This window comes from Arthrobacter sp. 10T416 (assembly GCF_056394165.1).
The window spans coordinates 1-11819 of sequence record NZ_JBFTHI010000021.1 but is presented as its reverse complement, the minus strand read 5'-3'; the positions used below and the strand labels follow the sequence as shown (position 1 = coordinate 11819).

Here is an 11819-nt window from a genome sequence, read left to right as displayed (position 1 = left end):
TGTTAAGCACGCCGCCAGCGTTCATCCTGAGCCAGGATCAAACTCTCCGTTGAAGWAAAACAGACACAACCAGGAACCACGGGAAAACGCGGMAACCCGGCTGCACAAAATTTGAAACCAGCTGTAAAAACCATGCCATCCACGGGGTGRACAACACAGCCAAAACAACCAATCAATAAAACAATTGGTATCAACAAACTTGGCACACTATTGAGTTCTCAAACAACAGACACACCCGGCACCACCACAACCCCAATACAGGGCCGCGACTCGCTCCGGAGCAACTTTTCAAACCTACCCGCTCCAGCAGTCCTAAGCAAATCAGCGTTACCGCCAATCACCAGTCCCACGAACAGGCCCCCACCCGGAAACAGCACGCAAAACTGCGAACCATTTTCCAGGCCGTTTAGAAAGGGAGTCGGTCGCTATCTTTCCGCATCAGCGGCGGCGACTCGAACTACTTTACACACCAAACCGACCCCGAACAAATCCACCCCCACACCCCCCGCCAGGCCCCGTAATCCCCGGGATTCCGCGGTTTCCGGAGGCCGCGGGCGCCCCCGGAGGCCGGCGGGGCCGCCGTCGGACTTTTATGCAGTGGGTCACACGGCGGGCCAGTGCCACGAACCTCCCCCGGAGCCGTCCCGCACGGGCCCCGTTGCACACGTCCCCCCGTCATGCCTAGGCTGATTACTAAGCATGCTTAGCGTGTTGTGGGATCCACCCGCCGTTTGTGCCGGGCCCGCCCGGGTCCGGGGCAGCGCAACCATCGGAGGAGAACTATGACTGACCAGTACACGTTCAGGAACCCCGTGACGGCCTACGAGCAGATCGAGCCGCCCGAGCAGAGCCAGCCGGAACCCGGCCTTGACGCGAAGATGACACCCAAGGCGGACCTCGGCGAGGACACCTACCGCGGGACGGGCCGGCTGGAGGGGCGCAAGGCGCTCATCACCGGCGCGGACTCGGGGATCGGCGCTGCGACGGCGATCGCGTTCGCCCGCGAGGGGGCCGACGTCGTGATGTCCTACCTGCCGGAGGAGGAAGAGGACGCCGCCCGGATCGCCGGCCTGATCGAGAAGGCCGGCCGCAAGGCGGTCAAGGTCCCCGGCGACCTGAAGGATTCGGCCGTGTGCCGGGAGTTGGTGGACACCGCGGTGCGGGAGCTCGGCGGCCTGGACATCCTGGTGAACAACGCCGGCAAGCAGGTGGCGCAGAAGGCGCTGGGTGACATCACGGACGAGCAGCTGGACCACACGTACAAGACCAACGTGTACGCCATGTTCTGGCTGACCAAGGAGGCGCTGCCGCACCTGCCGGCGGGCTCGGCGATCATCAACACCACGTCCATCCAGGCCTACAGCCCGTCCGAGACCCTGGTGGACTATGCCTCCACCAAGGGCGCCATCAACAACTTCACCAAGGGCCTGGCCCAGCAGCTCGCGCCCAAGGGTATCCGGGTGAATGCGGTGGCGCCGGGGCCGATCTGGACGCCGTTACAGCCCAGCGGCGGCCAGCCCACGGAGGAGCTGCCGGAGTTCGGCACGCAGACTCCCCTGGGCCGTGCGGGCCAGCCCGCCGAGCTGGCCCCGGCGTACGTGTTCCTGGCCTCGGCCGAGTCCAGCTACGTGGTGGGCGAGACGCTAAACGTCAACGGCGGGATGCCGACGCCGTAACCGTCCCGAACTGTGCCGACCCACGACGGCGGCCGCCTCCCCGAGCTGGGAGGCGGCCGCCGTCGTCGTTAGCCCTACCGTTGCGGCGTCAGGGACTTGCTCCACAGCACAGTGCCGTTGGCGTTGCGGAGGCTGACGGTGAAGACGTCGTCCGCGGCCAGGTCCACGTGGCCGAAGTACTGGCTCTCGCCGCTGCGCGGGGATTCGTTGGCGTAGGCACCGGCCTTGAAGAACGCCACCTCCGGGCCGAAGGTGCCGTCCAGCGTGTTCGGGCCGAAGCTGCCGGCATTGATCGGTCCGGCGACGAATTCCCAGAACGGGTCGAAGTCGGTGAACCCGGCCCGTTCCGGCGAGTAGTGGTGCGCAGCGCAGTAGTGCACGTCGGCCGTCACCCAGACCACGTTTTTAACCCGGTTGCGCTTGAACGCCGAGAGCACGCCGGCGAGTTCAAGCTCCTTGCCCAAGGGGGCGCCGGCGTCGCGGTTGGAGAGCGATTCCTGGTTGACCGGGCCGTCCGGGACCACCAGTCCCAGCGGGAGGTCGTTGGCGATGACCTTCCAGGTGGCTTTGGACTTGCTGACCTCACGGATGAGCCAGTCGGCCTGTTCCTGGCCCAGGATGTGGGTCAGGTGCGTTTCCTTGCCGTCGGTGTTGGGGTCCTTGAAGCTGCGCATGTCCAGGCAGAAGATCTCCAGCTGCGGGCCGCGGCTGATCTTGCGGTAGATGCGGGCCGGTTCGAACCCGGTGCCGCCGGGTGTGACGCCCGCGATGGGCTGGTATTCCTGCCAGGCCTGCCGGCCGCGGGCGGCGAGGACGTCCACGCGGCGTTCGGTGTATCGGGTGTCGGTGAGGATCTGGCCGGGGTACCAGTTGTTGTGCGTCTCGTGGTCGTCCCACTGCGCGATCACCGGCACCTCGGCGTAGAGGGCGCGGATGTTCTTGTCCATCATGTTGTAGCGGTGCCGGCCGCGGAAGTCGTTCAGCGTCTCGGCCACCTTGGACACTTCCTCGGTGACCAGGTTGCGCCAGACCTGGCCGTCGGGCTCGGTGACCTGGGCGCTGATGGGCCCGTCGGCGTAGATGGTGTCGCCGGAGTGGATGAAGAAGTCCGGCTTGGTGGCGTGCATGGCCGCATAGCCTCGCATGCCGCCGATGTCCTCGTTGATGCCCCAGCCCTGGCCGGCGGTGTCGCCGCTCCAGACGAAGCTCTGGCCGCGGGACGCACGGCCGTTTGCCAGCAGCCCGGTGCCGGGGGCGGTGCTGAAGGAGCCCTGCGCGGTCTCGCCGGCGTGCCCGTCCGTGTCCTCGAAGTGCAGGTTCACGGCGAAGCGGGTTCCGGCGGGCAGGTGCTCGGCATTGATTTTGGCGGTGAAGTCGGTCGCCTCGGAGGCGGCGCTCCCCCGCAGCACCCGGCGGAAGGCGCGGCGCCCGCGCAGCGGCGAGCCGGCGTCGTCGACGGCCAGCAGTTCCGCCACCAGCCGGCCCGGACCCGACGCCCGGGACCACAGCACGCCGGAGCCCGTGGTGACATCGCCGGTGGCGAGGCCGGAGGGCAGGGTCAGGCGGTTCCGGACCAGGGCGACGCCGGAAGGCCGGGCGGCGCTGGCCGTTCCAGCCGTGGCGGGGACGACGGCGGCGGCTCCGGCGGCGGCCAGGGCACCTTTGAGGACGTTGCGGCGGGTGAAAGCAGTCATGGCGTCCATCCTTGACTGCCCGCGTAAACCGTGGGTGGCGGCGGCGTGAACAGCGCCCAGCGGCTCGGGATATGGCTGCGGCCTCACACGCCGCTGGATGCTCTATCACTTTCGGCTGTTCTGAGGGCCCCAGACCGGCCATAAGTGATAGGGCATCCGGGCAGGGGGCTCTCAGCGCGGCGGGGCGTCGACGAACGCGACCTGGCCGGCGTACTGCTGGTAGAGCTTGACGGCCTCATCGACGTCGATGTGGCCAACGTCCAGGGACACGGCAAGGCTCTCGAGCTGGGCGCTGCAGGTCTCGGCCGCGCTGACCCGGTCCGCGACCGAGCGCGAGGTCGCGAAGTTGGTGGAGAGCGCGGCGGCAACGGAGAAGATGACGGCCAGCAGGCACAGGACCCGCCAGACGATCGAGTCTTCGCTGAGCGAGAGCAGGCCTGCGGTGGCGTGGGTGAAGCCGGTGCCGCCCACCGCGGGGCCGGCAGTGAATGCGGCGGCCAGGCCGCTGCCGACGATGCTGACGTTGGAGAGCCGATTCCGGCGGGGCCGTTCGCGGGCCAGGTAGGCGGTGACGGCGCGTTGTTTGTCGTTGATCCGGTCGGACAGCCGTTGCCGGGCCTCTGGTGCTTCGCTCATGCTCTGATGCCAGCTTCCCTCGCCGATCCCTGGGGCTCCGCGTGGTGGCGAACGCGGACAGCAACAGGATGCTCCCGGCCGGGGGCGGTGTCCATAGGAGGTTGAAGCGCCCGGTTAAACCAAAAAAGCAGGGCCCGTCCGGAGACGGGCCCTGCTCGAAACCTAACGGTCCCGGAACTCTAATGAATTAGAGGCCCTGGATGTTGGTTGCCTGGGGACCCTTCGGGCCCTGCTCTACGTCGAAGGAAACCTTCTGGTTCTCTTCGAGGGAGCGGAAGCCGGAGGAGTTGATCGCGGAGTAGTGCGCGAAAACGTCCTGCGAGGAGTCATCGGGGGAAATGAAGCCGAAGCCCTTTTCAGCGTTAAACCATTTGACGGTACCAGTAGCCATTATTTTTGTCCTTCGTGAAGGTGGAGGAACAGTCCCGACTTTCGGGTCCTCCGGTGTGGGGTGCTCAAAACCGCTGCTTCAGAAGAACACGGACTTTCGACCGCGCGTACTGCCTGAACTACGAACTGCATAAACACAACAACGGTCCCTACTCTACAGGATTGGGCGCGGGTCGATTACCACATGTCGGAGGGCGCGGGTGGCGGGTGCCGCCGGCGCCGGCACCTTAGGCGGCGGGCTGCCGGGAGTCGACCGCGGCGCCGTCCGACGTCGGCGCCCCCGCCTCGCGTACGGCGGGCGCCGCCGTCGTCCTTTGTTGCTCGCGCACGACGGCGGGCGCCCCCGCGCTTTCCGTGCGGGCGGGGCGGCGCATCCGGCGTTCGACGGCGCGGCCGGCGGCGACCGAGAGGCGCTGGGCCGGGCCTTCGACGTAGCGGAAGAACAGCTCGCCGACGATGAACGAGGCCACCACGGAGACGGCGAGCGCCAGCGGGAGCGAGACGGACCGGAGCAGGGTGACGCCGGCCAGGATGATCGGCAGGTGCACCAGGTAGACGCTGAAGGAGACCCGGCCCAGCCATTGCGCGACGGCCGTGTCGCCGAGTTTCTTGGCGGTACCGCTCAGCAGGAAGACCAGGACGATCAGCGTTGCGCCGACGGTCACGAGGGCCTCGACGCCCTGGACCGGGTTGGGCCGGCCCAGCCATTCGGCGTTGGCCAGGACCAGTCCCGCGGCGGTGACCGGGAGCCAGACAAGTCCCGGCCACGAGCTGGTCAGGCTGCGGATCCGTTCCCGTTCGGCGCCGAGGATGGCGCCAATGGCGAAGATGGGGAGGTAGATGAGCCAGTCGATGTCCTGGACCGCGCCAACCCCGACGAGGGCCAGGGTGAGGCCGAGTTTCAGGAGCCAGAGCCGGCGCCAGCGGAGGGCGATCACCACGTAGAGCGGGAGCAGCAGGGAGAATAGGACCTCCCATTTGAGCGTCCACAGCGGGGTGTTGATGGTGCTCGAGCTCATGACCAGCAGGGCGTCGCGGGCGATCTGGCCCGGGTTCGGACTGGTCACATACATGTCCGCCCACGGGCTTTGCAGCGGCGAGGGCGTCCGGGGGACGACGGCGATCAGCGCCACGGCCGCTGCCAGCGCCGCCCAGGCCGGCAGGTACAGGCGTAGGAGCCGCTTGGCGTAGTACGGCGCCCAGCTCCTGGCGGCGCCCGGCTTGGTGAACGGCAGGATCAGGACGAACCCGGAGAGCACAAAAAAGACGTGGACGGCGGGGGTGCCGTTCCAGAGGACGTGCAGCGGGGAGAAGACGGCCCACGACTCGAGCGGCCCGAGTCCGGCGGTGCGGTCGTCGAACACCACACTGCCGATTCCGGGGAGGGTGGAGAGGGCGTGGCAGGCGACAACCACCAGGGCGGCGAGGCCGCGGAGGCCGTCCAATTGCGTGACTCGGGAGTGTCCAGACTGATGGGGCATCAACCCAATGTTACCAGTTCGTTACACTCGCAAACTGAGTAAGTTTCCAAGTAGTGGCTACTCGTGACACCGGACCGGGCGGACGAATAGCTTGGGCCTCAGTCACAGTTCACAGCAACAATGCCAGGCTGGGAGGCAACGATGCGTAACAGCGCAGCCCTGACCGCCGCCGCGCCGGCACCCGAGCCTGAACCGCTCCCCGGCAGAGTCCGCACGGACTTCACCCCCCTGTGTGAGAAGAAGCTTTTCAACTACGCCACCGTTGCGCCCATGAGCCGGGCCGCCTACGAGGCCGCACGCACGTTTATGGAAGATTTCTTTCTCTACGGGCCACCCGAGGTCCTTTACCGCTACGACTCGATTGCCGACGACGTGTCCACCGAGGCGGCCCGGCTGGTCAATTGTGAGGCCGCGGAAATCACGTACCTGAAAAACACCACCGAGGGCATCATCATGGCGAGCGAGGCGCTGCCGTTGCATCGGGGTGATGAGGTGCTGGTGCTCGGCAACGAATACCCCGCGAATCTGCTGCCGTGGCTGCGGAAGCGGCACGACGGCGTGAGCGTCAAGGTGATCTCGGGCCGCGACAACGAGGCCGCGTTCGGCCGCTTGTTCGAGAGCATCGGCCCGCACACCAAGGTCATCAGCATGTCCTCGGCCCAGCAGTACGACGGTTTTATGCCCGCCCTGGGCCTGCTCTCGACTGTCTGCCACGCCCTGGGCATCTTCCTGGTGATCGACGCGGTCCAGCACATCGGCGCGAGGACCATCGACCTGGCCAAGACGCCCGTGGACATCCTGGTCTGCGGGGGCCAGAAGTATCTGCGGGCCGGCATGGGCATCGGCTTTATGTACGTGAACCGGAACGTTATGCCGGTCCTGCGTGACTGCAAGGCGGGCATCCGCAGTGTGGAGCGTTTCGACGAGTCATCCTACGTACTGAAAAGTACGGCTGCCCGGTTCCAGGACGGCACCCAGAACGTGGTGGGCCTGGTGGCGCTCCACGCAGCGCTCCGGGAAATCAACACCGTCGGCATGGACACCATCGAGCAAAAGAACCTTGAGCTCCTGGCGGGCATCAAGGCCATCCTGCAAGGCCACGGGCTGGACTTCATTGACCACGGCGCGCAGCAGAGCAACATCGTGTCCATGCAGATCCCGGATCCCACCGGGCTCTTCGGCTTCCTGCTGGAACGGGGCGTCTATATCAAGGCCGTCCAGGACGTCGCGCGGCTCTCTTACATCCATGAGTCCACGCTGGACGACGTCGAGGTGCTGGCCGGGCTGACCCGGGAATACCTCGCCGGGGGCCAGGGCTAGCCTGCCGCTTGGCTTTCCGCGGGGGCTTTAGCCAGCGGGGTTCCCGGCTCCGGTCTTAGCCGGCAGCGGCTTAACCTACCGACCACTCGACCTTGGGCATGATGATGGCGGGGTCGATGCTGTCCTTGTGGCGGCGCGTGAACTCGAGCATGTTGGCCATCTCGGTCTGCAGTCGGGCCTCCAGGCACGTGTGGGAGTCACTGATCGCCTCGTGCACTTCCACTTCGGGTTCGAGCTTGCCCGAGGGTTCCTGGCGGGGATTGGGGACGTAGTCGAAGGTGACGGTGGGGTCGATCTCCGCGAGTTTTTGGGCGATGTCGCCGATGCTCAGCCGGTGCGTGTAGTTGTGCACCAGCTGGTGTTCGCCGGGCTCGACGTCGAGGTCGATGAACTTCAGGAAGTTCTCGGTGGTGTCGGCCAGGCTGATCAGGCCGGTCTTCTGGGTGCCGTCGCCGTAGATGGTCAGGGGATGGCCGATGACCGCCTGGCAGACAAAGCGATTGAAGACGGTGCCGAAGACGGCGTCGTAATTGAACCGGGCCGCCAGGCCGGCGCAATGAGCGGCATGATTTTCCGGAATCGTCGCGCCAAAGATGGTGGCCTGCTGAACGGTCACCACCTTCAGGCCCCACATGGCGGAGCAGAGGTCATCGATGAGCATGTCGGTGATTTTCGACTGGTGGTAAAAGTCGGTGGCCTGCATCGGGATGTAGCTTTGCAGGACCTTGTGCTGCTTGCCGTGGTGCTCGAACGCAAAGTCGTGTTTGCCCAGCGGGACGGAATCGGTGTCGGTGGCCATGTAGCAGCCGCCGGAGCCAAGCTTGATGTACTTGGTCCCTTTGCTGACGTTGGCGATGGCCCACAGCACGTTCAGGTGGCCGACAATATTATTCGTAAAAGTTGCGGCGGCGTTCTCGGCACTGCTCATGGAGAAGGGGGCCGAGGGCTGCTGGGCGGCGTTAATAACGACGGCGGGCCGGTACTTCGCGATGACCTTCTCCGTGGCCTTGGCGTCCAGGAGCTCGACTTTCTCGAACGACAGGTTCTGCTTCCCGAGGACCCGTTCGTATTCGGCAATGCGTGTTTTGGGGCTCGCCAGCGGCACCAGCACCTTGGCCCCGGCTTCTTTTTCCCAGCGGCGCTTGATGAGATTGTCGACCAAAACCACCTGCTTGCCAGTGCGGTTGGCTATGGCCAGTCCCAGCGTCCAGCCCAGATAGCCGTCACCCCCCAGAATCATGAGCAGATTGCTGTTTGTCCCACTCATGGTCTGGTCCATGGAAATCACGCTTTCCGCTTTACGCAATGCATGAAAGGTTTAGTAATTCGAGAACGTAGGGCAACAATGCGCGTAAGTCAATGATTTGGCTGGACCCTACGTGCGCGGTCTGGGGGCGCGGTGGTACCCGCGGCGGCCGCGGGCGTATTCTGCAGGAGAATCTGTTCCTGACCAGCCACTTTCCGGAGGTTCACCGTGGAAATGCCGAAAGCGTCCGACGCCGAGAAAGAGCACTTCCGCTCGCTGATCCCGGACCACCCCGAGGTGGTGGTCAAGCCGATGTTCGGGAACCTCGGGGCGTTCGTCAACGGCAACATGTTCGCCGGGCTCTTCGGTCCTACCGTGGGTGTGAAGCTCTCCGGGGCGGACAAGCAGGCGCTCGAAAGCAGCGAGCGGACGATCCCGTTCGGCCCGCCCGAGCGCCCCATGGGCGGCTACACCGGATTGCCGGAGGTCTGGAACGGCGAGGGCGACGGCGACGAGGCGCGGGCGAAGGCCTGGGTGGAGAAGGCACTTGAGTATGTCGCCGGGTTGCCGCCGAAGGCGGCGAAGGCTCCAAAGAAGTAGCCGCCGGGCCGCAGCGTTCCTGCCGCCGGCTGGGAGCCGGCGCCGCCGCCGTCGTCGTTGTTACACGTAGTCTCCGGCGCGTTCGCGCGCGATTTCCAGCAGCGTGGAGTGGAAGGCGACCTCGGCCGGGGCGTAGACCTTGTCCTGGCGCTGGGCCAGGAGCACGCGCCGCAGCGGTGCGGCGGAGCCGAGGCTGATCACCCGGACGTCCGGGTGCTGCAGGGCCACGGCGGTCTTCGGCACCATGGCCACGCCCATGCCGACACTGACCATCGCCTGCGCTTCCTGGTAGTCGTTGGCCAGGAAGCCGATGGTCGGTTCGAACCCGGCCTCGTGGGCGGAGCGCTGCAGGACCTCGACGACGGGGTGGGCCTCGGCGCGGACGATCCAGGATTCCTTGCGGAGCTCCTCCATCCGGATTTCGTCGCGGTCGGCCAGCGGGTGGCTGCGCGAGACGAGCAGCACGGTGCTCTCCTGGAACACCTCCGTGATCCGGATGGAATCGTCCTGGAACCGGTTCCACGGGTAGTCCCAGAGCAGGCACAGCCCGGTCACGCCGGACTGCAGGTCGCTGACCAGGTCATCGAAGCGCGCGCTGCGCAGGGACAGGCCAATCGCCGGGTACCGATTCTTGAAGGCCCGGATGACCAGCGGCAGGAACGACCCGGCGAGCGTGGGGAAGGTGCCGACGGTCAGGGAGCCGCGTTTCAGGCCGGCGATCTGGTCCAGGTCCGACTGGGCCGCCCGCATCTGCCCGATGATCTTGCGCGCATGCCCGGCGAGGACCTGCCCGGCCTCGGTGGGCACCACACCGCGGGAGCGACGGTTCAGCAGCGGCTGGCCGACTTCCTGCTCGAGTTTCCGCAGCTGCTGCGAGACGGCGGAGGGCGTGTACATCATCAGCTCGGCCGCGGCGGTGATGGATCCCTGCTCCACCACCTCCACCAGCAGGGCAAGGCGCCGGATGTCGAACAAATCCTGGTCAGCATCGTTAAGCAACGCTTTGCCCTTCTGTTGGATCGGTTAATTCTATACATTCCCCCGCGAATCGGCGGGGTGTAACGCCCCGATTTCGACGGCGGCGCCCTCCCGGCTGACCACCGGCCGCCGTCGCCGCAATGAATGAAGCATCACTACAGTCCCGTGCAGATATCCAACCTTGTCTTCATTTGTGATCTGGATCAATCTCGAATCAAGCCCTTGAACACCATTGGGGCAGATCGACCCAGAACCGAAGCTAGGAACAGACCATGAAGATCGAAGCGGAGTGGATGCGCGGAGGCACCAGCAAATGCTGGGTCTTCGAAACAGGCCAGCTGGATGAAACCGGGACCAGCCCGGACGTGCTGCTGCCCCGGCTGTTCGGCAGCCCCGACCACCGGCAGATCGACGGCGTCGGCGGCGCCACCTCCACCACCAGCAAGGCGATGATCCTGAACCGCCCCGCCGACGCCGGCGTCGACGTCGAATTCACCTTCGCCCAGGTGGGCATCGAGGAGGCTGCCGTGGACTGGGGCAGCAACTGCGGCAACTGCTCCGCCGTCGTCGGCCTGTACGCGATCGAAAAGGGCTGGGTGATTCCCGACGGCGACGTCACCCGGATCGTCACCCGGAACACCAACACCGGCCAGGTCATCATCCAGCGGGTGTCGACGCCGGCCGGCGCCCTGCCGATCGTCCCGCAGGCCCAGATGCCCGGCGTCCCGTTCCCCGGCTACCGGGTGGGGCTCGGCTTCCTGGACCCGGCTGGCAAGACCACCGGCCGGCTGCTTCCCACCGGATCGGCCACGGACACCATCACCGCCGGCGGCACCCGCTGGACTGTTTCAATGGTTGACGCCGGAGCGCCGATCGTGATGCTGCGCGCGGAGGAGCTGGGGCTGGACCCGGAGCGGCACGCCAGCTGGACCGCGGGGCTGGAACTGCAGCTGGACACCCTGGAACACATCCGGCGCCAGGCCGCCGTGCGGATGGGGCTCGCGGCAACGCCCGCCGAGGCGGCCCGCGCCGTCCCCAAGGTCGCCGTCGTCGCCGCCCCGGCGCGGTCCGATGCTGAGTCCGACGTCGCCGTCGTTATGCTCTCGATGGGCAAGCCGCACCCGGCCCTGGCCATCACCGGCAGCATCGCCCTGACCCTCGCGGCCCGCACCCCGGGCACTCTGTTGGGCGAGATCACCGGCGGCACCGCCGGCCCCACCCTGCGGCTGCGCACCCCGGCCGGGGTCATTGAAACCTGGAGCGAGGAACGGGACGGGCAGTTGCTCGTCGGCGTCGACCGCACCGCCCGCACCATCGCCACCACCACCATCCACCTCCCCGAGGCCCTCGGCACCGCCGTCGATGCCTCCCTTGCCAGCGCTACTCGATGAGGAGAAAGCATCATGACTAACATCGCAGAAAAGACTGCAGAAGAAACCGTAGAAAAGGCACCGCAACAGGCCGCCCCCGGCGACACCGGCGTCGAGCCCTCCCGCCGTCCGGACCGCCGCCGCCGTATCCTGCTGGTGACGGTGGCCGCGATCGCTGTCCTGGGTCTGGTCGCCCTCCTGTTCGGAGGTGGGCTGTTCAACCCCGCCGCCGCCCCTGACTCGGAGCCGACCATGACTGCCACCCAGATCATCCCGCTTGTCATCCTCGTGGTGATGTTCGTCGTCGCCACCAAATGGCCGCTGAACATCGGCGTCATGGGGCTGGTGGCGTCCTTCGGCGTCGGCTACTTCATGCTCGGCATGAGCGACAAGGAAATCCTGGAGGAGTTCCCGGCCAGCATCGTCCT

Annotated in this window: 11 protein-coding genes; 5 read left to right on the top strand and 6 right to left on the bottom strand. The window is 66.3% G+C overall.

Annotated features, from left to right (window positions below; all coding sequences use genetic code 11):
- Positions 1-782: 782 nt before the first annotated feature.
- Complete coding sequence (locus tag AC1DBE_RS15765; RefSeq protein WP_476971126.1) at positions 783-1676, top strand: glucose 1-dehydrogenase; 894 nt, start codon at positions 783-785, stop codon at positions 1674-1676.
- Positions 1677-1750: 74 nt separating this feature from the next.
- Here AC1DBE_RS15765 and AC1DBE_RS15760 read toward each other — a convergent pair whose 3' ends face one another.
- The 4 genes from AC1DBE_RS15760 to AC1DBE_RS15745 form a co-directional block, all read right to left on the bottom strand.
- A complete protein-coding gene (locus AC1DBE_RS15760; protein WP_476971125.1) occupies positions 1751-3379 on the bottom strand; it encodes an alkaline phosphatase D family protein in 1629 nt (542 codons plus the stop codon).
- 162 nt (positions 3380-3541) lie between these two features.
- A complete protein-coding gene (locus AC1DBE_RS15755) occupies positions 3542-4006 on the bottom strand; it encodes a hypothetical protein (RefSeq protein ID WP_476971124.1) in 465 nt (154 codons plus the stop codon).
- A gap of 187 nt (positions 4007-4193) precedes the next feature.
- The gene (locus tag AC1DBE_RS15750) at positions 4194-4397 is read right to left on the bottom strand and encodes a cold-shock protein (protein ID WP_208747914.1); all 204 of its coding nucleotides are present in this window, start codon (positions 4395-4397) and stop codon (positions 4194-4196) included.
- 226 nt (positions 4398-4623) lie between these two features.
- Entirely contained in the window at positions 4624-5877 is a 1254-nt protein-coding gene (locus AC1DBE_RS15745) for an acyltransferase family protein (RefSeq protein ID WP_476971123.1), read from the bottom strand.
- A 141-nt stretch (positions 5878-6018) separates the two neighbouring features.
- Between AC1DBE_RS15745 and AC1DBE_RS15740 the strand changes: the two genes are divergently transcribed.
- Positions 6019-7197, top strand: a complete 1179-nt coding sequence (locus AC1DBE_RS15740) for an aminotransferase class V-fold PLP-dependent enzyme (protein WP_476971122.1) — start codon at positions 6019-6021, stop codon at positions 7195-7197.
- Positions 7198-7267: 70 nt separating this feature from the next.
- On the opposite strand, the gene AC1DBE_RS15735 is transcribed toward AC1DBE_RS15740, so the two are convergent.
- Complete coding sequence (locus AC1DBE_RS15735; protein ID WP_476971121.1) at positions 7268-8464, bottom strand: NAD-dependent epimerase/dehydratase family protein; 1197 nt, start codon at positions 8462-8464, stop codon at positions 7268-7270.
- A gap of 207 nt (positions 8465-8671) precedes the next feature.
- Here AC1DBE_RS15735 and AC1DBE_RS15730 point away from each other — a divergent pair, with 207 nt between their 5' ends.
- Positions 8672-9043 (top strand): TfoX/Sxy family protein, encoded by a 372-nt coding sequence (locus AC1DBE_RS15730; RefSeq protein ID WP_476971120.1) that lies wholly within the window; start codon positions 8672-8674, stop codon positions 9041-9043.
- 60 nt (positions 9044-9103) lie between these two features.
- On the opposite strand, the gene AC1DBE_RS15725 is transcribed toward AC1DBE_RS15730, so the two are convergent.
- Entirely contained in the window at positions 9104-10042 is a 939-nt protein-coding gene (locus AC1DBE_RS15725; protein WP_476971119.1) for a LysR substrate-binding domain-containing protein, read from the bottom strand.
- 251 nt (positions 10043-10293) lie between these two features.
- Here AC1DBE_RS15725 and AC1DBE_RS15720 point away from each other — a divergent pair, with 251 nt between their 5' ends.
- Both AC1DBE_RS15720 and AC1DBE_RS15715 read left to right on the top strand, forming a co-directional pair.
- Complete coding sequence (locus AC1DBE_RS15720) at positions 10294-11412, top strand: PrpF domain-containing protein (protein WP_476971118.1); 1119 nt, start codon at positions 10294-10296, stop codon at positions 11410-11412.
- Positions 11413-11424: 12 nt separating this feature from the next.
- Positions 11425-11819, top strand: a 395-nt coding sequence (locus AC1DBE_RS15715) for a transporter permease (RefSeq protein ID WP_476971117.1), incomplete at its 3' end; no start/stop codon positions are given.

Excerpts from the sequence above, each read along its gene's own strand:
- AC1DBE_RS15760 (WP_476971125.1), bottom strand. The coding sequence starts at position 3,379 with ATGGACGCCATGACTGCTTTCACCCGCCGCAACGTCCTCAAAGGTGCC.
- AC1DBE_RS15720 (WP_476971118.1), top strand. The coding sequence starts at position 10,294 with ATGAAGATCGAAGCGGAGTGGATGCGCGGAGGCACCAGCAAATGCTGG.
- AC1DBE_RS15755 (WP_476971124.1), bottom strand. The coding sequence starts at position 4,006 with ATGAGCGAAGCACCAGAGGCCCGGCAACGGCTGTCCGACCGGATCAAC.
- AC1DBE_RS15740 (WP_476971122.1), top strand. The coding sequence starts at position 6,019 with ATGCGTAACAGCGCAGCCCTGACCGCCGCCGCGCCGGCACCCGAGCCT.
- AC1DBE_RS15750 (WP_208747914.1), bottom strand. The coding sequence starts at position 4,397 with ATGGCTACTGGTACCGTCAAATGGTTTAACGCTGAAAAGGGCTTCGGC.
- AC1DBE_RS15735 (WP_476971121.1), bottom strand. The coding sequence starts at position 8,464 with ATGAGTGGGACAAACAGCAATCTGCTCATGATTCTGGGGGGTGACGGC.
- AC1DBE_RS15765 (WP_476971126.1), top strand. The coding sequence starts at position 783 with ATGACTGACCAGTACACGTTCAGGAACCCCGTGACGGCCTACGAGCAG.
- AC1DBE_RS15745 (WP_476971123.1), bottom strand. The coding sequence starts at position 5,877 with ATGCCCCATCAGTCTGGACACTCCCGAGTCACGCAATTGGACGGCCTC.